Source organism: Nitrincola lacisaponensis (genome assembly GCF_000691225.1).
GTDB lineage: Bacteria > Pseudomonadota > Gammaproteobacteria > Pseudomonadales > Balneatricaceae > Nitrincola > Nitrincola lacisaponensis.
The window spans coordinates 242,654-263,624 of the sequence record NZ_JMSZ01000032.1; the positions used below are offsets into that span (position 1 = coordinate 242,654).

The 20,971-nt window shown below is 52.0% G+C and carries 23 protein-coding genes and 5 tRNA genes; 20 read left to right on the forward strand and 8 right to left on the reverse strand.

From position 1 onward, the window contains the following. Positions 1-7 precede the first annotated feature (7 nt). The gene (locus ADINL_RS11195; protein WP_036547818.1) at positions 8-463 is read left to right on the forward strand and encodes an ATP-dependent zinc protease family protein; all 456 of its coding nucleotides are present in this window, start codon (positions 8-10) and stop codon (positions 461-463) included. Here the strand turns inward: ADINL_RS11195 and ADINL_RS11200 are convergent. The 3 genes from ADINL_RS11200 to ADINL_RS11210 are packed head-to-tail and all read right to left on the reverse strand — an operon-like array spanning position 460 to position 3,700. Next, on the reverse strand, positions 460-1,413 hold the full coding sequence (locus tag ADINL_RS11200; RefSeq protein WP_036547820.1) for an alpha-L-glutamate ligase-like protein: 954 nt from the start codon (positions 1,411-1,413) through the stop codon (positions 460-462). The genes ADINL_RS11195 and ADINL_RS11200 overlap by 4 nt on opposite strands. Further along, entirely contained in the window at positions 1,413-2,924 is a 1,512-nt protein-coding gene (locus ADINL_RS11205; protein WP_036547822.1) for a UUP1 family membrane protein, read from the reverse strand. Before ADINL_RS11205 ends, ADINL_RS11200 begins: the two co-directional genes overlap by 1 nt. A 29-nt stretch (positions 2,925-2,953) precedes the next feature. Continuing rightward, positions 2,954-3,700: an ATP-dependent zinc protease family protein gene (locus ADINL_RS11210; RefSeq protein ID WP_036547825.1), complete on the reverse strand. Its 747-nt coding sequence runs from the start codon at positions 3,698-3,700 to the stop codon at positions 2,954-2,956. 197 nt (positions 3,701-3,897) lie between these two features. Between ADINL_RS11210 and ADINL_RS11215 the strand changes: the two genes are divergently transcribed. Then, a complete protein-coding gene (locus ADINL_RS11215) occupies positions 3,898-4,212 on the forward strand; it encodes an HPF/RaiA family ribosome-associated protein (RefSeq protein ID WP_036547827.1) in 315 nt (104 codons plus the stop codon). A gap of 38 nt (positions 4,213-4,250) precedes the next feature. Here the strand turns inward: ADINL_RS11215 and ADINL_RS11220 are convergent, their stop codons facing one another. Next, on the reverse strand, positions 4,251-4,772 hold the full coding sequence (locus ADINL_RS11220; protein WP_204368236.1) for a glutathione peroxidase: 522 nt from the start codon (positions 4,770-4,772) through the stop codon (positions 4,251-4,253). A gap of 93 nt (positions 4,773-4,865) precedes the next feature. Then, on the reverse strand, positions 4,866-5,753 hold the full coding sequence (locus ADINL_RS11225) for a LysR family transcriptional regulator (RefSeq protein WP_036547832.1): 888 nt from the start codon (positions 5,751-5,753) through the stop codon (positions 4,866-4,868). A gap of 109 nt (positions 5,754-5,862) precedes the next feature. Here ADINL_RS11225 and ADINL_RS11230 point away from each other — a divergent pair, with 109 nt between their 5' ends. Beyond that, positions 5,863-6,462: an FMN-dependent NADH-azoreductase gene (locus ADINL_RS11230; RefSeq protein ID WP_036547835.1), complete on the forward strand. Its 600-nt coding sequence runs from the start codon at positions 5,863-5,865 to the stop codon at positions 6,460-6,462. 13 nt (positions 6,463-6,475) lie between these two features. Next, positions 6,476-7,327 carry a pirin family protein gene (locus ADINL_RS11235; RefSeq protein ID WP_036547838.1) on the forward strand — a complete coding sequence of 284 codons (852 nt, stop codon included), beginning with the start codon at positions 6,476-6,478 and terminating at the stop codon, positions 7,325-7,327. Here ADINL_RS11235 and ADINL_RS11240 read toward each other — a convergent pair. After that, on the reverse strand, positions 7,300-8,016 hold the full coding sequence (locus tag ADINL_RS11240) for a hypothetical protein (protein ID WP_036547840.1): 717 nt from the start codon (positions 8,014-8,016) through the stop codon (positions 7,300-7,302). The genes ADINL_RS11235 and ADINL_RS11240 overlap by 28 nt on opposite strands. Before the next feature lie 225 nt (positions 8,017-8,241). Between ADINL_RS11240 and ADINL_RS11245 the strand changes: the two genes are divergently transcribed. The 6 genes from ADINL_RS11245 to ADINL_RS11270 all read left to right on the forward strand — a co-directional run bounded on the left by ADINL_RS11245 (position 8,242) and on the right by ADINL_RS11270 (position 11,365). Then, positions 8,242-8,317, forward strand: a tRNA-Glu gene (locus ADINL_RS11245). A 40-nt stretch (positions 8,318-8,357) separates the two neighbouring features. After that, positions 8,358-8,433: transfer RNA gene (locus ADINL_RS11250), tRNA-Glu, on the forward strand. A gap of 18 nt (positions 8,434-8,451) precedes the next feature. Beyond that, positions 8,452-8,527: transfer RNA gene (locus ADINL_RS11255), tRNA-Gly, on the forward strand. A gap of 225 nt (positions 8,528-8,752) precedes the next feature. Then, on the forward strand, positions 8,753-11,080 hold the full coding sequence (gene metE, locus ADINL_RS11260) for a 5-methyltetrahydropteroyltriglutamate--homocysteine S-methyltransferase (RefSeq protein WP_051632751.1): 2,328 nt from the start codon (positions 8,753-8,755) through the stop codon (positions 11,078-11,080). A gap of 115 nt (positions 11,081-11,195) precedes the next feature. Further along, positions 11,196-11,271: transfer RNA gene (locus tag ADINL_RS11265), tRNA-Gly, on the forward strand. Between the two features lie 18 nt (positions 11,272-11,289). Next, positions 11,290-11,365: transfer RNA gene (locus ADINL_RS11270), tRNA-Glu, on the forward strand. A 25-nt stretch (positions 11,366-11,390) separates the two neighbouring features. On the opposite strand, the gene ADINL_RS11275 is transcribed toward ADINL_RS11270, so the two are convergent. Further along, positions 11,391-11,849, reverse strand: coding sequence for a MerR family transcriptional regulator (locus tag ADINL_RS11275; protein WP_051632752.1), 459 nt, complete (start codon positions 11,847-11,849; stop codon positions 11,391-11,393). A gap of 90 nt (positions 11,850-11,939) precedes the next feature. Here ADINL_RS11275 and ADINL_RS11280 point away from each other — a divergent pair, with 90 nt between their 5' ends. The 6 genes from ADINL_RS11280 to ADINL_RS11305 all read left to right on the forward strand — a co-directional run bounded on the left by ADINL_RS11280 (position 11,940) and on the right by ADINL_RS11305 (position 16,625). Next, entirely contained in the window at positions 11,940-12,989 is a 1,050-nt protein-coding gene (locus ADINL_RS11280) for an SO_0444 family Cu/Zn efflux transporter (protein ID WP_036547843.1), read from the forward strand. Positions 12,990-13,052: 63 nt separating this feature from the next. Further along, on the forward strand, positions 13,053-13,988 hold the full coding sequence (locus tag ADINL_RS11285; RefSeq protein ID WP_036547846.1) for an ABC transporter ATP-binding protein: 936 nt from the start codon (positions 13,053-13,055) through the stop codon (positions 13,986-13,988). Continuing rightward, positions 13,985-14,758: an ABC transporter permease gene (locus tag ADINL_RS11290; protein ID WP_036547849.1), complete on the forward strand. Its 774-nt coding sequence runs from the start codon at positions 13,985-13,987 to the stop codon at positions 14,756-14,758. Before ADINL_RS11285 ends, ADINL_RS11290 begins: the two co-directional genes overlap by 4 nt. Continuing rightward, entirely contained in the window at positions 14,758-15,585 is an 828-nt protein-coding gene (queF, locus tag ADINL_RS11295) for an NADPH-dependent 7-cyano-7-deazaguanine reductase QueF (protein ID WP_036547851.1), read from the forward strand. The genes ADINL_RS11290 and queF overlap by 1 nt, the downstream gene beginning before the upstream one ends. Positions 15,586-15,597: 12 nt before the next feature. Beyond that, positions 15,598-16,155 (forward strand): nitroreductase family protein, encoded by a 558-nt coding sequence (locus ADINL_RS11300; protein ID WP_036547853.1) that lies wholly within the window; start codon positions 15,598-15,600, stop codon positions 16,153-16,155. Continuing rightward, complete coding sequence (locus ADINL_RS11305; RefSeq protein WP_036547856.1) at positions 16,152-16,625, forward strand: YiiD C-terminal domain-containing protein; 474 nt, start codon at positions 16,152-16,154, stop codon at positions 16,623-16,625. Before ADINL_RS11300 ends, ADINL_RS11305 begins: the two co-directional genes overlap by 4 nt. Before the next feature lie 11 nt (positions 16,626-16,636). On the opposite strand, the gene ADINL_RS11310 is transcribed toward ADINL_RS11305, so the two are convergent. After that, the gene (locus ADINL_RS11310; protein ID WP_051632753.1) at positions 16,637-17,212 is read right to left on the reverse strand and encodes a peptidylprolyl isomerase; all 576 of its coding nucleotides are present in this window, start codon (positions 17,210-17,212) and stop codon (positions 16,637-16,639) included. 111 nt (positions 17,213-17,323) lie between these two features. Between ADINL_RS11310 and ADINL_RS11315 the strand changes: the two genes are divergently transcribed. From ADINL_RS11315 to ADINL_RS11330, 4 genes are all read left to right on the forward strand, one after another. Then, the gene (locus ADINL_RS11315) at positions 17,324-19,003 is read left to right on the forward strand and encodes a methyl-accepting chemotaxis protein (protein WP_036547858.1); all 1,680 of its coding nucleotides are present in this window, start codon (positions 17,324-17,326) and stop codon (positions 19,001-19,003) included. Between the two features lie 65 nt (positions 19,004-19,068). Further along, a complete protein-coding gene (locus ADINL_RS11320; protein ID WP_036547862.1) occupies positions 19,069-19,749 on the forward strand; it encodes a DUF6134 family protein in 681 nt (226 codons plus the stop codon). After that, positions 19,742-20,512: an SDR family NAD(P)-dependent oxidoreductase gene (locus ADINL_RS11325; protein WP_036547865.1), complete on the forward strand. Its 771-nt coding sequence runs from the start codon at positions 19,742-19,744 to the stop codon at positions 20,510-20,512. The genes ADINL_RS11320 and ADINL_RS11325 overlap by 8 nt, the downstream gene beginning before the upstream one ends. 11 nt (positions 20,513-20,523) lie before the next feature. Further along, complete coding sequence (locus tag ADINL_RS11330) at positions 20,524-20,970, forward strand: nuclear transport factor 2 family protein (protein WP_051632754.1); 447 nt, start codon at positions 20,524-20,526, stop codon at positions 20,968-20,970. Position 20,971 lies beyond the last annotated feature (1 nt).

Genomic DNA, 20,971 nt, shown 5'->3' on the forward strand with positions numbered 1-20,971 from the left:
GACCGGCATGACTGAAAAAACTCAACAGCCTTTGTTGGAGCTGGGGTGGCGTGAATGGGTAGCTTTACCTCAACTGGGTATTCCGGCATTGAAATGCAAGGTGGATACCGGTGCTCGCAGCTCTGCCTTGCATGCGTTTGCCGTGGAGGAGTTTGACAAGAATGGTGAACGCTGGGTGCGTTTTGGACTGCATCCACGCCAGCATGATAATGAGCAGGTCATCTGGTGTGAAGCGCCGGTCAGTGATGTACGTCAGGTCACTGATTCGGGTGGGCATACGACAGAGCGTTACTTCATCACCACGGAACTGCAAATCGGTACTCAGGTGTTCCCGATCAGTATGTCTCTGACCAATCGGGATACCATGCTGTTCCGGATGCTGTTAGGACGCGAGGCGATGAAAGGGCGTTTTAGCGTCAACCCGGCAGTGTCGTATCGTCAGGGTAAAAAACCGCTGGATTAAAGACCACTGGCTGAAAAAGTTTGCATGGCATAGGCTACGCGCTCTTCAGCCGTTTTATGTGGTTTTCGGATTCTTTCAATGTGTCTCAGACGGGGTAAGAGTCCTCGCCCATTGGCAACCTGTATTGAAAGCCCGGGGCGTGCATTCAGCTCCAGCAGCTGTGCACCTCTGGATTTGTCCAGAACAATATCGGTACCGATATATCCAAGATTGCTCATTTCATAGCAACGTGATGCCAGTAACAGCATGTTTTCCCAGTCAGGTATTTCCATGTCGATTAGTGGCTTGCCTGTGTCCGGGTGTCGCTCTATCGGCACTGCAAATTGTACTGCTTTCAGACTTCTGCCAGTGGCGATGTCCAGTCCGACTCCGACGGCTCCCTGATGCAGATTCGCTTTACCGTCTGAGCTGTGGGTCGCCAGGCGCAGCATTGCCATGACTGGATATCCACGAAACACGATGATGCGGATATCCGGGACACCCTCATATGAGTAACCTTCGAAGGTATCATCAAACTCGATCAGGTCTTCAATGATCGCAACATCCGGATTTCCGCGCAGGGAGTAGAGGCCTGCCAGTGTGTTGGTCAGATGGCGTTTGATGTCTTCCAGGGTGATTTCGGTTCCGGATGATTTCACAAAATAGTCATCCCGGCGACCCGTAATCACCAGAATACCTTTCCCGCCTGATCCTCGTGAGGGCTTGATGGCAAAGCTTTGCAGTGCCATCAAGCGTTCCTCAACATGACTGATTTCATGTTGGGTTCGCACCACCGAGATGAGTGCCGGCGTGGCGACACCATACTCCTCGGCCAGCAGTTTGGTCTTGAGCTTGTCATCCACCAGCGGATAAAAACGGCGCAGGTTGTAACGTCCGATAAAATCAACGTTACGGCAGTTCATCCCCAGAATGCCTGCCTTATAGAGTTTGAAAGGGCTGGCCCAGCGCATCAGCGTTGCTCCAGCATGGCACGAAAACGTCGCAACTCAGACAGTTTATAACCAGTGTATTGTCCCATCAGCATGATAACAGCCAGTATCACCAGGTTGAGTTCCGGGAAGTTGAAGGTGAGATGTCCTGACAGCGGGAGCTGCATAATCAGGTAGGCAAAGACTGCCACCAGCAGGCTGCCACCGCCCTGAATCAATACTTCTTTGGGGCCCTCTTCTTCCCACAGAATCGACATGCGTTCAATCGTCCAGGCAATAATGATCATCGGGAAGAAGGTGATCGTCATTCCGGTACTGAAGCCAAGCTGATAGCCGACCAGGCTGAGTAACGACACCAGAAATACCACCAGAACGACCAGCGTTGCAATTCGGGATACCAGCAGCAGGTTCAGGCGTGATAGCCAGGTGCGGATAATCAACCCCATGGCAACGATACTGATAAAGCTGATCAGGCCCAGGCCCAGCGATGTTTGCAGAAAGGCCAGTGCAATCAGAATAGGCATAAATGTGCCGGATGTTTTTAATCCGATGATGATACGCATGAAGACCACCACCATGGCACCCAGAGGTAACAAAAACAGCAGCTTGAACATGCTCTGTTCTTCAATTGGCAGAGTGTGTACACCCAGCCAGGACAGGCCTTGTCCGGCAAACTGTGACTGAGCCAGTTCAATAGAGGGTAGTGTCTGCTCAATCATGGAGAAGCTCACGCGTGAGTTTTGACCGCCCACAACATCCAGCAATGAGTCGCCGCCACGTTGCCAGAGCAGCAGATTTTCAGGGAGCCCCTGAAATCCTGTTTGAGGGTCAAAGGCCAGCCAGCGGTCATCGGTATAGATTTCCACCATCTGAGTCAGCCCCTGGCGACGGCGGGCATCTTCAAGGTAGAGGCCGACAGATACACGTGTTGGAATGCCAGCCTGGTTCAGGAGCTTGTCCAGCGCGGACGCAATCGAATGATTTGTCAACAGAAGTGCTGTGTTTTGTCCAGGTTCAGGATTACGTAACAGTCGCAACAGCTCTCGGGTCAGACTCTCGGCGGAGCTGGACTTGCTTCTTGCCTGAGTCAGAATATCGCTGGCCGCAATGGCTTCAGCGTCGCTCCATAAGACCTGACGCGCCAGCGGTCTGGGCTCTGTTGTTGTCTCCAGGGTGTTTTTATCAGGTATCAGCTGAGCTTTGTAGTAGAGAGTTTGCTGGCCATTTGCCTGATTTTTGGACCACTCCCCTCGCCGTTGACCATCATGCTCAATGATGGCAAAACCGTATCCCGGAGAAGCGGCAACTTCATTCAGTAGTGTAAAGCCCGGTGGGTTGTGTGGTAGCTTCAAGCTGGCCAGCACCGGTTGGTCAAAACTGACAAAGTCTACACGTGCTTCAATCAACCAGGCCTGTTTTTGCTCACCGGGCCAGAAGGGGATGCCCAGTTGTAAATGGCGCATCATCGCCAGGCTGAGGCCGGTAATAATCAAAATGGCAACAGTCGTGTAAAACGGGACTCGGGAAACCATTGAGGAGCGTCCTTAAGTTCAGCGCAGAATTATTCTGACCGGAAGAGAAAGTCAATGGGTGCAATGTATTGTCTGCTGACATCAACAATCATCTGGTCGCGTAAAATATTCCGGCCTATCAACAGCGGAAAATCCAGGTGACTACGATCACTCAGGGTGAATTCAGCTGTGTGACTGATTCCCCCCAGCGTAAAGTGCAGCTCGACAACAGGACGACGTTCATAGTCTTCACTGATTGACTGGCTGATCCTGACACGGCGTACAACCGGGCGTTCGAAAGTCAGTTCTTCACCTGATTCCGGGTGCAGTGTGTCGAAGCGTACCCAGCGACGACCATCTCGTTCAAAGTGCTGAATATTTCGGGCATCCAGAGAGGAGGTTGTTGCGCCGGTATCGATACGTGCGTTAAATACCAGATCCATAGGGGACAGATGTACTTTCTCGGCTTCACCAACCAGCTGCTTTTCCTGGCCACCCAGCATCATGGTTCCGCCATTGGCTGGAGGAGGGCAGACCAGTCTGGGAACAGGCTCACACACGGGTGGTTTAACCTGTTCTGTAATCGTGTCTTGCAGACGACTGATGACCGTTTCCTGTGCCGCGACCAACTGCTCCAGAACACGCTGTTGTCCACCTGACAGTTCATTCAGTTGTTCGTCCTGACCTGCCAGACGTTGATCAATGGATTCAACAACACCTTCTTCAATATACAGGTGGCCCGGTGCACAGCCGCTAAGAAGTGCTGCAGTGAATAGGGGGATTGACCATTTCAACATGAAACTGCTCCGATGTTGGCTATTGCTGGCGAGTCGGCAATATTACGCGATTTTGACATAAGATAAAATTGATTCGCGAGAGTCAGGTCGTCTTTGTAGCACCTGAACCACGGACAGGTTAGAATTCCTGTGTTGCCATTAACCACTGCTTTCAGCGGTGTTTTATTGGCGCTGACCTGTATCGGATGGAGAATTGAATGATTATTCAGGTGAACACTGACAGCAGTATTGAAAATGACAGCGCATTGACCGCGCATGTTGAGTCTGTTGTGGAAAAAGCATTGAGCCGCTTTGGCGATAAAATTACGCGTGTGGAAGTACACTTGCATGATGAGAACGCTCACAAGCCGGGTGAACATGACAAGCGTTGTCTGCTTGAAGTGCGTTTGGCTGGTCTGCAGCCTCAGGCTGTTACCCAGCATGCGGATACGACTCACAAAGCGATTGCAGGTGCCTGTGATAAAATGAAAAACCTGCTGGAAAGCCTGCTCGGTCGTTTGAACCAGCACTAAGGCTTGTATCCGCTGTACGGCTGAGGCAGTTCTGATCATCAGCCGTCCAGCAGAGCCTCAATTGCCCGACGGACAGTCGTGGAATCCGGGCGTGTTGTACTGGGGAAAACCTCGACCACCCGACCTTCCTGATCAATCAGATATTTGTAGAAATTCCAGCGTGGCGCGCGCGTTTGCCGGGCCAGTTCGGCAAAAATCGGATGTGCCTCATCACCTCTGACATTGATGGGGGCAAACATGTCAAACGTCACACCGAAATTGAAGAAACAGACACGCGCTGTCTCGGCTTCGTCATCCGCTTCCTGTCTGAAACTGTTGGACGGAAAGCCCGCCACTATCAGTCCACGATCCTTGTAGCGTTGGTGCAGGGCCTCAAGTCCCTCAAACTGACCGGTAAAGCCACAATGACTGGCTGTGTTGACAAACAATAGAGGCTGGCCCTGATAACGGTCCTTTAAATCCACCACCTCGTCAGTGTGGAGCCGCCTCAATTGGTGATCGAGTAACTGTTCGGGCCGGGGATCGGCCTGTACCGATGAGCCGAATAGAAAACTGAACATGAGTAACCATCCTGTGATGCGAAACATGATACACCTCGATACTTGAATACCTGATGACTTTACGTCAGGGACAGTACAACCGGATCTGTCTGATTAACTGTAGCCCCTGAGTTTCACTTCTGCCTCTATGAGTTGAGCCAGGCGCCTGGTACCCGGGCCGGCAAACTCGCCTTCACTGAGTACCAGATACAGCTGCGCAAAGCGGCTGGCGCCTGTTTCCATCGGTAGTGGTTTGAGCTCTCCACGATTCAGTTGAGCCGCAATTTTCAGTTTGGGATACCAGGCAAACCCCAATCCGAGGCAGGCGCTTTGAATGGAGGTGCTGGCATTACTGAAAGTCCAGCGCTGATCAGCACCGAGCCATCCTGCATCCAGGCGTCGACTGCCAGAATCCCGCACGACCAGTTGTCGGTGAGGGCGTAAATGCTCCAGTGTCAGTGGTGTGTTGAGTTGATGTAATGGATGCTGTGGGTGAGCGACAGCAATGAACTCTACATTCATCAGTGCCTGGCCTATAAAACCGGGAGGGACGCGTCCACCAATCACCAGATCGGCTTCTCGCCTCAATAAGGCTTCATCCGTACCGCTGAGCACTGTTTCGGTCAGTAAAATACGGGTTTGGGGCTGCTCTTCAGCAAACTGGTTTAACACATGCAGTATCAGTGACTCGGGAAAGATACTGTCGACGGCCAGGCGTATCTCGGCTTCCCAGCCTTGGGCAAAGTGTGTTGCCAGTGCTTCAATCTGCTGGGCGTGTTCAGTGAGTTGACGGGCATGTCTCAGCAGGCCTTCACCTGCCTCGGTCAGGCGTGCACGTCGTCCTTCCAGGCGGAAGAGGGTAGTGCCCAGGCTGTGTTCCAGCCGGTTAATTGCATAGCTGATTGATGACTGGCTTTTGTTCAGTACTTCTGCCGCTTGAGCGTATCCGCCTGCATCCACAACGCTGATAAAGGCTTGCCATTGATCCAGGGTTACTTGCATTTTTATTATCCAATTATTCGATCAAATTAAGTCAATTATTGCTGTGTATTATCGATTTATCAAATTACATAATATGCAACATCATCTACTCAAAGAGAGGAATACTGAAATGAAAACCTTACTTCATGTAAAAAGCAGTGTATTTGGTGACCAGGGGCAGTCTGCACAGTTGGCTGAGCGTTTGATCAAGCGCTGGCTGGCAGATAATGCTGATGGTCAGGTTGTGGTGCGTGATCTGGTCGCGAGCCCCATTCCACATTTTGATGCAGGCAGTATTGCGGCATTGTCGACTCCAGCTGAACAGCGGACTCCGGAACAGCAGGCTGCTGTTGAGTTGTCAGATACGCTGATAGCTGAACTGCAGCAGGCTGATGCAGTGGTACTGGGTGCCCCGATGTACAACTTTGCGGTACCCAGTCAGCTGAAAGCCTGGTTTGATCAGGTCGCCCGAAATGGCGTGACCTTCCGCTATACTGAACAGGGGCCTGAAGGGTTGCTGCAGGACAAACCGGTGTATGTGCTGGCGACTCGGGGTGGTTTGTATCGGGATGTTGGGCTGGATTTCCAGGTGCCCTGGATCAAGTTGATACTGGGTTTTGTCGGCATTAAGCAGGTTGAAGTGATTTATGCCGAAGGGTTGAATATGTCCGATTCCCAGGCATCACTTGCTCAGGCTCAGTCTGAACTTGATGCGTTGGCATTGGCGTAAGCAGGAGGTCAGTATGGTAACCCGCGAGATTAAGCGTATTATCCCGGCGATTGACAGCCAGGATGGCGCGGGTGTCAGATTGAAGCGCAGCATAGGTCAGCGTCAGAATGTGCGAATTGATCCCTTTCTGATGCTGGATATGTTTTCGTCCGATAACCCGGATGATTATATTGCCGGCTTTCCACCACATCCGCACCGGGGGTTTGAGACAGTCACCTATATGCTCAATGGCAAGATGTTACACCGTGATCATATGGGTAACGAAGGATTGCTCTCCAGTGGTGGTGTGCAGTGGATGACGGCCGGTCGCGGTGTGATTCATGAAGAACGTCCGCAGCAGGAATCGGGATTGATGCGCGGGTTTCAGCTCTGGGTGAACCTTCCGGCAGCCGAAAAGATGAAGCCTGCAGCCTATCAGAACATTGAGCCTGAGGCCGTTACTGAAATCAGCGATGAGCAAATGTGTGTGCGTCTGGTGGCGGGGGAGCTGCACTGGAGAGGTGAGCGCTATCAGGGACCGGTTACTGGTATATCAACACATCCTGTGTTTATGGATGTGACACTGCAACCTGATGCATCCTTGACCCTGCCATTGGACAGCCGCTTGCATGGCTTTGTCTATCTGTTTGAAGGTGCCGTCCGGCTGAATGAAACGGCTGTGCCTGCAGAAGCAGCGGTAGAACTGGCAGAGGGTGATCAAGTCAGCCTGAAAACCGGCGATCAGCCAGCACGGTTTTTGTTGATTGCCGCTGAGCCTCTGAATGAACCAGTGGTCCAGTATGGGCCTTTTGTAATGAATACGCTGGCAGAGATCGATCAGGCGTTGATGGATTATCGTCAGGGGCGGCTCACGGGTACTGACTGAGCAGAGTCTGAATCCGTATGCAGTTGTGTTTCCAGTTCCTGAATCAGGGTGTTCAGTCGGCTTAGTTGAGCTTCCAGCTGTTGCTGGTGATTGAGGCGTCTCAGCTGCATGGTTGCGCTGCGAAACTTGTGGATGGCAACCTGGGGGCCCCGATCATTCAATGCGTGCTGGGCCTCCATAATCAGCAAGTCACAACTGCAGCGCTGATAAGCCACTTTTAGCTGCACTAACTGTTGCTGTGCGGCCTGGCTGCTCAGCGCATTCTGCTGTTTCAATTCCATAATCAGCTGAGCCGTTTCTCTGACCAGAGAGCGGTTTCGCTGCGCTGTATTACGATCCTGAAATAGCGTGATCTGGTTGGCAGGAAAACCGGGGGGAGTGAAGGGTTCTTTCTCGCGTTCATCCAGTTTTTGTAAAGCCTCCTGAATTCCGGGGTTGCGATCCAGGCGTGCAGCGCTGACCCAGAGATTTCTCAGTGCTTGAATTAACAGGCTGCGCAAGGCTTTTGATTGAAACTCAGCGGGCAGGTTGTCCAGCAGATGTTCAGTGCCGCGGATGCGATTACGGATAGACAGGAGCTGCATTTGGCGCTCACGTCGCTGATTTTCTGCTGACTGTATGGCAATGGCGACCATGGCCATAAAAAAGACGCCTGTCAGGATGATGGCAGCGGTTTCAGTTGGAGTCATAATTGATTGGGGCTTGCTGTACCACGGGTTTGTTTAGCTTAATACTAACCCAGTCGTCAGCTTCTCGCACCGTGCCAGGCTTAATCACTTGAAGCAAACAGGTTTTTTTTCGTGTTTTGGATTTTTTTTGGGATTGGGTGTTGACGTAGATAGTTCGTCTACGTATTATTTGCGCCTCTTCTGGAGCACGGCCTGTTTCAGGAGAAGCACGAAAGTGTTGATTGCGTCCCATTCGTCTAGTGGCCTAGGACACCGCCCTTTCACGGCGGTAACAGGGGTTCGAACCCCCTATGGGACGCCACTCTCTTTACAAGCACTTTCAAAACACTGCAATACGCGACGTCCCATTCGTCTAGTGGCCTAGGACACCGCCCTTTCACGGCGGTAACAGGGGTTCGAACCCCCTATGGGACGCCAATCTTGCAGACGCACCAAGCGGGAATAGCTCAGTTGGTAGAGCACAACCTTGCCAAGGTTGGGGTCGCGAGTTCGAGTCTCGTTTCCCGCTCCAGTTTCATGTCTGTTGTACCTTCTTAATCATATCTTTTGCTTTCCCTGGTTCAGAATTTTTCTGTCATTCCGTCTGTTCTTGATGGTTCCAGCTCTTGTTTTGCTGTTTTTGTGATCTCTAATTATTAATTTAATTCAATTTAAATTGATTATTCACCATTTTACTTCATGTTATAGTGTCTCTAACATGTCATGCAAGCTAACCCTCCATGAAAAGGAATATTGCATGGCTATTACCCATAATCTTGGTTTTCCGCGTATTGGCGCCAAGCGTGAACTGAAATTTGCACTGGAATCTTACTGGAAAAGCCAGTCTTCCCTGAATGAACTGAAGGCTGTTGGTGCACAGTTGCGCGAACGTCATTGGCGTGCTCAGTCTGCTTTGAACTGGGCACCTGTAGGGGATTTCTCCTTTTATGACCAGGTGCTGGATATGAGCTTTACGCTGGGGCATCTACCGTCACGGGTGAAGCATTTTCAGGGTGACCTGTTGGATAATACTTTCCGTGTGGCGCGCGGACGCTCTTCTCTCGAAGCTGAATCCCACAGTGGTTGTTGCGGTGGTGTAGCGGCAGGTGAGATGACCAAATGGTTTGATACCAATTATCACTATATCGTCCCGGAGTTCAGTGCCGCCACTGAGTTTGCTCTGGATGCTTCACGGTTGCTGGATCAACTGCATGAGGCGCAGCGCCAGGGTGTCAGTGCCAAACCGGTGATTATAGGTCCAGTGACTTATCTGGGTATTGGAAAGTCCAAGGATGCTTCTGATCGTCTGGCATTGTTGCCGCGTTTGCTGCCCGTTTATGTTCAGTTGCTGGAAACCCTTGCAGCCCAAGGTGTGGAGTGGGTGCAGATTGATGAGCCGTTGCTGGTAACCGAGCTTGAGCCAGAATGGCAGGCTGCATTTAAAACCGCTTATGCACAGCTGTCGGGTGTTGCGGTGAAGCTGCTGCTGACAACCTATTTTGGTGAACTGCAAGAGAATCTGGTGCTGGTCAGTGAGTTGCCAGTGCAGGGCGTTCATCTGGACGCTTTGAGTGCGCGTCGTGAAGTGGAACCGCTGGTAAGTCTGCTGCCGCAAGACCGGGTCCTGTCTCTGGGGATCATCAATGGGCGCAACATCTGGAAAACTGATCTGAACGCACTGCTGGAATGGCTGGAGCCGCTGCATCAGCGCTTGGGGGATCGCCTGTGGCTGGCACCATCCTGTTCGTTGCTGCATGTGCCGGTAGACCTGAACAGTGAGCAGGTGCTGGATGCTGAGGTGCGTGACTGGCTGGCCTTTGCGTTACAGAAGCTGGATGAACTTCAATGTGTGGCCACGGCGCTGAATCAGGGACGTTCAGCGGTCGCTGAGCAGTTGACCGCAAATCAGGCATCCCTGACGGCACGACGCCAGTCGGCCCGGGTACATAATCCTGTCGTGCAGCAGGCTGTGCGTGAGATATCACCAGAACTGGGCAGACGCCAGAGTAGCTATGCTGTGCGTGCGAAAAAACAGGCCTCCCTGCTGCAATTGCCTGCTTTTCCGACTACTACGATTGGCTCCTTCCCGCAGACAGCAGCGATACGTCAGACGCGTAAGCAGTACAAGGCCGGTGAGATCAGTGAGGTGAAGTACACCCAGATCATGCGTGATGAAATTGCCAAATGTGTGGCTGAGCAGGAGGGGTTGCAGCTGGATGTATTGGTGCATGGCGAAGCCGAACGTAACGATATGGTGGAGTACTTTGGTGAGCAGTTGGAGGGCTATGTGTTCAGCCAGTTCGGCTGGGTGCAGTCTTATGGTTCGCGTTGTGTCAAACCACCCATTCTGTTCGGTGATATCAGTCGTCCCAAATCGATGACCGTCAACTGGACTGTGTATGCGCAGTCGCTGACAGACAAACCGATGAAGGGAATGCTGACAGGACCGGTGACGATTCTGAACTGGTCGTTTGTCCGGGATGATCAGCCCCGTTCGGTATCCTGTCAGCAGCTGGCGCTGGCGATTCGTGAGGAGGTGCTGGATCTGGAGCGGGCCGGTGTACGAGTCATTCAGATCGATGAAGCCGCCTTGCGTGAGGGGCTGCCATTACGCCGGTCAAAATGGGCCGAGTACCTGAACTGGGCGGTAGAGGCTTTCAGGATTACGGCGAATGGCGTTGCCGACGACACGCAGATTCATACACATATGTGCTACTCGGAATTTAATGACATTATTGCATCCATTGCAGATATGGACGCTGACGTGATCACCATCGAAACGTCACGCTCTGATATGGAGTTGCTGGATGCGTTTGATCATTTCAACTACCCCAATGAGATAGGGCCGGGAGTCTATGATATCCACTCTCCGAACATTCCGTCTCAGGCGCATATGGTTGAGCTGATGCGCAAAGCGGCTGAACGTATTCCGGTGGAGCGTTTATGGGTCAATCCTGACTGTGGTTTGAAAACGCGTCAGTGGGATGAGGTGTTGCCAGCACTGGCTAACATGGTCGAGGCTGCGCGCCAGTTACGGGCAGAATATCAATCCCAAACAGCTGACGCGGTTGCTGCTGCGCATTGAATTCAGGGTGAATGCTTGGCTGCCAGGGATGGCAGCACATTACCGGTAATTTTATTACACAAAAGTGTTGACGGGCACCGACAAATCCGTAGAATACGCACCACTTAAACACGACGCGGGAATAGCTCAGTTGGTAGAGCACAACCTTGCCAAGGTTGGGGTCGCGAGTTCGAGTCTCGTTTCCCGCTCCAAGTGTTTGATATCCTTACGTCCCATTCGTCTAGTGGCCTAGGACACCGCCCTTTCACGGCGGTAACAGGGGTTCGAACCCCCTATGGGACGCCATTTTCTTCTGCTATATCTCTCGTAGTTAACTTAATCCTTGTTCAAATTCCGATTCTCTGAACCCCGTCTTGTTTGTTGTTTCCGTGGGCTGAAAAAGCGTCTGAATAATACGGCAATCACGCGTGTGTCCTCCCCGGCATTGATGCACCAACTGGCGTAATTCATCCGCAAGTGCCTGAAGTGCTTCGATGCGTTGTTCCAGTTGTTCCAGATGGTGACTGGCAATATCGTCCGCAGCCGTACAGTCCGCATCCGGATTATCTGCCAGATTTAATAACGCCTGAATAGTGTGCAGATCCAGACCCAGTGCACGCCCATGACGAATGAATCCGATACGTTCGACACTGTGCTGATCGTAATAGCGGTATCCCTGAGCACTTCGCTTTGGCGGCCGAAGCAGTCCCAGTTTCTCATAATGCCGAATACTCTCGACAGAGCAGCCAGTGAGACCGGCAACCTGACCTATGCGCAATATGTCTGACATTTTTCTTGACCCTGTAATGATTACAGGGTTTAGGCTAAAGCCATCGATGCAAAACATCAATCTCAACAAGCGGTAAAAGGCAGGTGCGTGATGGCATGGCTCTATTCAATTCTCAGTGTTGCGCTGAGCGCGGCACCCTGGTTGTTATTGGGTTTATTGATGGCGGGGCTGATCAAAGCCTTTATTCCTGAAACCCTGTTACAGCGTTGGCTGGGCGGTCGGGGTTTTGCAAGTATTGGCCGGGCAGCGGTGATCGGTGTGCCTCTGCCGCTGTGTTCCTGCGGGGCAATTCCAACAGCCTTGGCATTGCATCGCGGTGGTGCAGGGCGCGGACCAACGACCAGCTTTCTGATATCAACACCCAGTGTGGGGATCGACTCCATTTTGCTGACCAGTGTGCTGCTGGGACCCTTTATGGCAGTGGCCAGGGTGCTGGGTGCGCTGGTAACTGCCATAACTACCGGCTGGCTGGTGTCTCTGACTGAAGCAGGTCGTGAAACCAGGGTCGTGGAGCCTTCCGTGCAGCATACAGGTTGTTGCGGTGGATGTAGTGATACCGCTGAACCTGATGCAAAGCATGAGCATGTATCGGCAGAGGCGTCGGGTCTGGTTGCCGGATTGAAGTATGCTTTTGGCGATTTGCTCGATGATATCAGTCGTTGGCTGGTTGCCGGATTAGTGTTTGCGGGAGTCCTGGTGACGCTGGTGTCGCCGGAAGCGTTGCGTGGATTTTCGGAAGGCCTGCTACCGTTGGTGCTGATGGCTGTGCTGGGTATTCCGCTTTATATCTGCGCAGCCGCAGCGACGCCGATTGCAGCAGGTTTACTGGTCAGCGGTATTTCGCCGGGTATGGCGCTGGTTTTCCTGTTGGCTGGTCCGGTGACCAGCCTGGCAACGCTGGGAATTTTGAAGCGGGAGATGGGTGCTGCCGCACTGGCGGTCTATATCAGTGGAATACTGATCGTGACAGTGTTGCTGGGGCTGCTGTTGAATCAGATGGTTCACTGGATGGAGATCGATCTGATGGTACAGGCTGAGCGTATACAGGAGCTGATACCGCTGTGGCTGGAGATTCCGGCACTGGTCGTGTTTTTGCTGCTGACACTGCGTCCAGTTCGGCACAGACTGTTTGGTTTTTGAAAGGGTTGAAAACAGATCGCCTTAGCCGCATATATTCAACCTTACTTCGTTGAAGGAAACCTTATGACTCCCGCTTTGAAAATAGAAGGGCTCCGGAAAACCTATCAAAATGGTTTCGAGGCGCTTAAAGGTATTTCGCTTGATGTTCAGGAAGGCGACTTCTTTGCCTTGCTGGGGCCTAATGGTGCAGGCAAGTCGACTACCCTGGGTATCGTATCCTCTCTGGTGAACAAAACATCCGGACAGGTCAGTGTCTTTGGCTATGATCTGGATTCGCAAAAAGCACTTGCCAAAATGCAGCTGGGTGTTGTGCCGCAGGAGTTCAATTTTAATGCGTTTGAGCGGGTGCAGGACATTGTTGTTACCCAGGCTGGTTACTATGGCATTGGGCGTAAAACTGCACTGCAGCGTTCAGAAAAGTATCTGAAAAAGCTGGGGTTGTGGGAAAAACGAGATGTTCCGGCACGGATGTTGTCCGGCGGCATGAAACGGCGCCTGATGATTGCCCGTGCACTGGTGCATGAGCCGCGGTTGTTGATACTGGATGAGCCAACAGCGGGTGTTGATATTGAGCTGCGTCGCTCAATGTGGAGTTTTCTGCGTGAGCTGAATGCAAAGGGTACGACCATCATTCTGACGACTCATTATCTTGAAGAAGCCGAGTCCTTATGTCGCAATATTGCCATTATTGATCAGGGCAATATTGTCGAAAACACCAGCATCAAGTCATTGTTGCAACGTTTGAATACGGAAACCTTCATACTCGATCTGTCGGATGATCTGGTTGAGTTGCCCAGTTTGCCTGGCTATTCGGTTCGTCAGGTCGATACCCATACGCTGGAAATCGATGTTGAAAAAGAGAAAGGGCTGAATCCGGTATTTCTCCAGTTATCCCGGCAGGGGATAGAGGTCCGCAGTATGCGCAACAAGGCTAATCGACTGGAAGAGCTGTTTGTATCATTGGTCGAAAAATCGCTGGTGAAGGAGGATGTCGCATGAACTCACGCCTGCTCTTCACTGCCTTCTGGACCATTGTGATCAAGGAGATTCGCCGTTTTACCCGTATCTGGGTACAAACCCTGTTGCCACCTGCCATCACCATGACACTGTATTTTATTATCTTCGGTAATCTGATTGGTTCCCGTATCGGTGACATGGAGGGATTTGGTTACATGGAGTATATCGCGCCCGGCTTGATCATGATGTCGGTGATTACCAACTCCTATGGCAATGTGGTGTCTTCATTTTTTGGCACCAAGTTTCAACGAAATATCGAGGAGTTGCTGGTTGCTCCAGTGCCTAACTGGGTGATTCTGGCTGGATATGTCACCGGTGGTGCTGCACGGGGATTGGGTGTGGGTATTATTGTAACCATCCTGTCGCTGTTCTTTACCCAGTTGCAGATCAGTCATCTGTGGATTACGTTGAGCACTGTCATCCTGACAGCGATAGTGTTTTCACTGGGTGGTTTTATCAATGCGGTGTATGCAAACAGTTTTGATGATATCTCCATCGTACCTACGTTTGTACTGACACCCCTGACCTACCTGGGAGGGGTCTTTTACTCCATCTCGCTGCTGCCCGGATTCTGGCAGGGGGTATCCCAGTTGAATCCGATTCTGTATATGGTGAACAGCTTCCGTTACGGGATTCTGGGTGTCAGTGATATCAACATAGGCTTCGCTTTTGCTATGATTGCAGTGTTTATTCTGCTGCTGGGTGCCTATGCCATGCACCTGCTCAACACCGGAAAGGGGATTCGCAGTTAATGACTGAAAATGATGTGGTGATCCATTCACCGCTGGGGCAGGAAACGGTCTATGCCAACCAGTATGACCCCTCATTGCTTTACCCGATTGCACGCCATCTGAACTGGGACGCGCGGGGTGTTCAGCGTGACAGCCTGCCGTTCAAGGGTGTTGATCTGTGGAATGCCTATGAAATCTCCTGGCTGAATACGGATGGCAAGCCGCTGGTGCGTATCGGTGAATTCCGCATTCCGGCAAACTCCAGCCACATCATCGAGTCCAAGTCCTTCAAGCTGTATCTGAACTCGTTCAATCTGACGCGTTTTGCGACTGAAACCGAGGTGGTCAGTCGCATGCAACAGGACCTGAGTCAGGCGGCCGGAGGGGCTGTCAGCGTGCGCCTGATGAAGGTGAATGACGCTGCTCCGATCGAGCGTTTACAGGGTGAGTGCCTGGATGAGTTACCGCTGAAGGTCAGCCATTACACCCCTGCACCTGAACTTTTGCAGACGAGTGGTCATCGCATTGTTGAAGAGAGTCTGGTCAGTCATCTGCTGAAATCCAACTGCCCGGTAACCGGACAGCCTGATTGGGCCAGTATTCAGATACGCTATAAAGGGACCGCTATAGATCACACCGGACTGTTGGCGTATCTGATTTCTTATCGGGAAAAAGGCGATTTTCATGAGCAGTGTGTTGAAAATATCTTTATGGATATCTGGCAACGCTGCAAGCCGCAGAAGTTGACTGTCTATGCCCGCTATCTGCGCCGAGGGGGGCTGGATATCAATCCTTACCGCTCCAGCCTGGCAGGAGAACCCAATAACCCGCGCTTGTCGCGCCAATGATGGACTGGACTGATGGATGCTGTTGAGTTATTGCTGAATCGGGTGTCTTCACCTGTACTGGAAGAGCCTGCTCCGACACCGGAACAGCTGGATCTTCTTTATCGTGCAGCCTTGCGTGCACCTGATCATGGCAGCTTACGCCCCTACCGTTTTTTGCAGATAGAGGGATCGGGGCGTGAAAAACTGGGGCAGGTTTTTGTCGAGGCCGCCAGTGCCGAACGCGAACTCAGCGATGCAGAAGAACAGAAGCTGCGTCAGGCGCCATTACGTGCGCCGATGCTGCTGGTGGTGATTGCTTCTTTGCAGTCACATCCCAAAGTTCCCGAAATTGAACAGCAGATTACCGCCGGATGCGCTGCACACAGCATGATACTGGCGGCGTTTGCTCAGGGTGTTGATGCCATTTGGCGCAGTGGCGAAATGGCCTTCAATCCGCGTGTAAAACAGCGTCTCGGACTTGCCGAGAATGAACAGATCATCGGCTTTATCTATTTGGGTAAGGCACGCAAACACCGTGTCGTACCCTGTCCCCAACCAGGTGAGTTTGTCCAGAAGTGGGGTAAAGGGTGAGTCAGGCAGACCCTTTTCTGGTTTGGTTGAATGAAAATATTCCGTTGACCCGGGTAATGGGGATATCCAGCTGTCAATACCATTCTGGACAGTTGACCTTGTCAGCACCACTGTCGGTCAATATTAACGATAAAGGGACCGGGTTTGCTGGCGCCACAACTGCGCTGGCGACTCTGGCGGGCTGGTCGTTAATCACACGTTATACTCAGGATTCAGGCCTTGAGGCCGAAGTGATGATTGTTGAAAGCCAGGTACGCTATTTGCGCCCGGTGACAGCCGATTTTACTGCCAGTGTCTGTTTGCCGGATGCGGAGACATGCCGCGGTTTTCTGCAACAGCTCCAGCAGCGTGGCAAGGCACGTCTAACGCTGGAGGTGTCGATACAGGAGCAGGGGCAGCCAGTCTTGCTGTTGGACGGCGAGTATCTGGCTCGTCTGAAGCAGGACAAAACTCCCCCGGCTATTTCCTGAACGCTTAAGCGTTACTCTTCCGTCAAGACCACGCGTTCCACACGCTCAATGATAACGGGTGTAGTGGGGACATTCTGGTGCCCGCCACGCGGACGCGTGGGCATGCGGGAGATGGCAAACACCACATCCAGTCCGGCAGTGACTTCACCAAAGACGGCATATCCCGGACGTAGCGGGTGCCCGTCCAGATTGGCGTTATTCGCGACATTAATAAAAAACTGTGATGTGGCACTGTCAGGATCATTGGTGCGCGCCATGGCAATAGTGCCGCGACGGTTACTCAAACCATTGGTGGATTCATTGATAATGGGCGCTGCAGTATCCTGACGTTGCAAATTGGCATCCAGTCCACCTCCCTGAATCATGAAGTTGGGAATCACACGGTGAAAAATCAATCCGTTGTAGAAGCCCTGATCGACATAGGTCAGAAAGTTTTCTACGGTCACCGGGGCCTTTTCAGCATCCAGGCGTAACTCGATATTTCCTTCACTGGTAATCATGCGCACATCGATAAACTGCTCCTGAGCCTGGAGTGGCAATGACAGCACCAGGGACAAAAGTATGATAGAAAAAGCCCTTAATTTCATAGTGGAATACCTGTATACATTATAGAATAGGTTAATCAATAACATAGTACTGCGTTGTGACACCCCAGTGCCAGTGATGCGAATTAATTGCTTGAATCAGGAAGCCACCCGATGAAGTCCTTGAAACTGAAGTCCAAGTTACTGCTGATGGCCGTGCTGCCAATGCTGATGATTACTCTGGCGTTGCTGTTGCTGGTTAATTTCCAGATGCGTGAGGCCGGGCATGAAGAAATTGAACGCGTGCGCGACTCCATGATGGACGCCAAGCGTGAAGCGCTACTCCATCATGTTGAAATTGCCATTACCTCGGTCAAACCCTACTTAACTGAAGCGAACCCTTCCGAGCGTCAGCTCGAAGCGGCTAAAGCGGTGTTACGCAGCATGCGCTTCGGACCGGATGGCTATATGTTTGTGTTTGACCAGCGTGGTACCACACTGGTTCACGGTATGTCGCCTCAACTGGAAGGCCGTAACCTGTATGACCTGACGGACCCGGAGGGCGTGTTTCTGGTACGTGATCTGATTCGTGAAGGTCTGGCGGGTGGAGGCTATGTTGCCTATATCTGGGATGAGCCGACACGAAATGGTCTGACGCCCAAGCTGAGTTATGCTGAAGCGATGCTGGGTAATCAGTGGATTCTCGGTACAGGTTTTTATATTGATGACATAGACGTTGCCGTGGCTGCACAACAGGCGTTGCTGGATGCACAGGTCAATGCAACACTGACGCGTATTCTGTTAAGTGCGCTGTTGATTCTGGTGTTAGCCTGTGTGACTGTCTGGATTATCGGTAGCCGAATTGTCAGACCCGCTCAGCAAACATCCAGTGCATTAAAGGATATTGCTGAAGGGGAAGGCGATCTGACCCGACGTCTTGAAGTGGTCAGTCAGGATGAAATTGGACAGGTTGCCCAGGAGTTCAACCTGTTCACGGACAAGATACAGCTTCTGGTCCGGGAAGTGAAAGAGTCGGTGGAAGCGCTGACCGAATCCACAGAAGTAATGAAGATTGTTGTCACACGCAGTCATGAAGATTCCATGTTGCAGCAGAGTGAAACAACGCAGGTGGCTGCTGCCATTCATGAAATGTCGGCAGCGGTTGAAGAGGTGGCTGGCAGCGCTTCGCGAGCAGCCGCTGCTGCGCTGGAGGCTGATCGTGAGGCATCAGATGGACAGAAAGTGGTCAGCCAGACCATTGATGCCATCAACCGTCTGGCTGCCGATGTCAATCAGGCGGCTGACGTGATTGAACACCTGGGGGCCAATGCCGAGCAGATAGGTACTGTGGTAAGTGTGATCAAGAATATTGCTGATCAGACCAACTTGTTGGCACTCAATGCGGCCATCGAAGCCGCCCGGGCAGGTGAACATGGTCGTGGTTTCGCAGTGGTTGCGGATGAGGTGCGTACACTGGCAAACCGGACACAGGAAAGCACAGATGAAATCCAGCAGATGATCGATGCATTGCAAACCGGCACCCGAGATGCTGTGGCTGTGATGCAGCGCAGTCGTGAGACGACCACTGAAACGGTACAGCGAGCGGCCAGGGCCAATGACTCGCTGGATACCATCACCCGTTCAGTGGGTACGATCACCGAGATGAACACACAGATCGCTAGTGCTGCGGAGGAGCAAACCGCGGTTGCCAATGAGGTAAGCCAGAGCATTCAAAAAATTGCGGATACGGCGGAACATGGCAAGCGTAATGCTGATGAGCTGTCAGAAACATCACAGCGGATGACGTCACTGGAAAAACGCCTCAACCAATTGGTCACACGCTTCAGGATTTAATCTCCAACTGAACCGGCTGAGTGCCCTTTGCGTACCGATTAAAGGTATTTAAAAGGGGCTCAGTCATGTTCAGGTCTGCTTGTCTTTGGTTTATCTTAAGTTGTCTGGTGCTGCCTGTTCAGGCAGCCGATCTCTTGTCACCGAATCAGGTGCTTGCCTTGTACGGTGAGCGTGTTGAGTTTGATGTTCAACGCAGTGGCCGGTCAATCGGCAACCATCATTTGATCTTCAGCGAGGAAAATGAGCAGCTTCGTGTGGATGTGGAGATGAACCTCAATATTCGCGTACTGGGCCTGTTTTCCTATCGTTATGTTTATCAGGCGACTGAATGGTGGCGGGAAGGTGTGCTGCAGCGCCTCCAGGTGTGGGTAAATGATAATGGTGATGAAACCCGCATAACGGCTGTCGCAGAAGGAGATCAATTGCGTTTGACGGAAGGTGAACAAACGCGCTGGTTGCCAGGTGACTTGCTGACGACCAATCACTGGAACAGTGCGATTCTGGCTCAGCAAACTGTATTGAACACCCTCACCGGTGAGTCCAGTCAGCTGTCAGTGGAGTATCTCGGAGAAGCACAAGCTCCTGTCGGAACTCAGGAAGTCCCGGTACGGCTTTACCGTCTTGGCGGTGAACTGAAGGATACCCAAACCTGGTACGACAGCGAAGGGCGCTGGCTGGGTATGGAATTCAGTGCGCGGGATGACTCGCGCATCCGTCTGGTCAAGCGAGGAGGGCAAGATGGCTGAGTACTGGCGCTGTGTCTGGATTACCGGTGGTGGCAGTGGTATTGGCCTTGCGGTGGCTGAACAGCTAGTCCGCGAGGGTGCCTGCGTGATCATTAGTGGACGCGACCAGATAAAACTGGATCAGGCTTGTCAGCAGGTGATGACAGCAGCCTCCGTATCCGGTCAGTTACATGCGCTTAGCTGTGATGTGACAGATCCGGATTCAGTGCAGCAGGCTTGGCAACAGCTGGTCACCTGCTATGGTATACCTGATTTGATACTGCTCAATGCGGGTGATCATCAGCCGGTGACGCTGGATGACTTCGATCCAGCCGTTTTTCAGCGCCTGATGTCAGTGAATTTTCACGGGGTAGTGAACTGTCTGGCAGCACTGTTGCCAGACCTGTTAAGCAGACAAACCGGGCAGATAGGTGTTGTCGCTTCGGTTGCCGGTTACCGCGGCCTGCCGACAGCAGCTGCCTATGGTGCCAGCAAAGCCGCGTTGATTAATGCCTGTGAGGCGTTATATCCTGAATTGCAGCAGCGTGGTATTGTCTTGTCGCTGATTAATCCGGGGTTTGTCCGTACACCCCTGACAGATCGTAACCGCTTTGCCATGCCTTTTTTGATAGATGCGCCATCGGCAGCTAATCTGATAATCAAGGGACTGCAGCAAAAGCGTTTTGAAATTGCGTTCCCGTACCGGTTTGTGTTGCTGCTGAAGTGTCTGAAGTGGTTACCTGACGCATTATATTTTCGCTTGACCCGTAAACTGCTCTCCTGAGGTTACACCCTATGCCCGATTTGACACCCACCCAGCTGTGCCAACGTTATTGCGATGTCTTTTCAACATTGCGGCCTGATACGATTGGTGATTTCAGCGCACTGGTCACGGAGCAGATACATTTTCGTGATCCGTTCAATGATGTGCGTGGTTTTGACAAAATGCGCCGGATTCTGGAAGAGATGTTTCATCATACGCAGAAGCCATCCTTCAATGTACTGGAGCAGAGTGTGTTTCAGGATCATGCCTGGTTGCGCTGGCAGTTCACTGCACAAGTCCCCGTGATTGGGTTGCTGTCTGTTGAGGGTGCCACGCGGTTGGCATTCGATCATTACAGTGGCCTGGTCACCGAGCATATCGATTATTGGGACAGTGCGCCTGTGTACCTGCGATTGCCATTGCTTGGCGCACTGTTACGTCGTATTCGCCGTCGCATGTCTGCGTCTGCCAGCGTCTAGA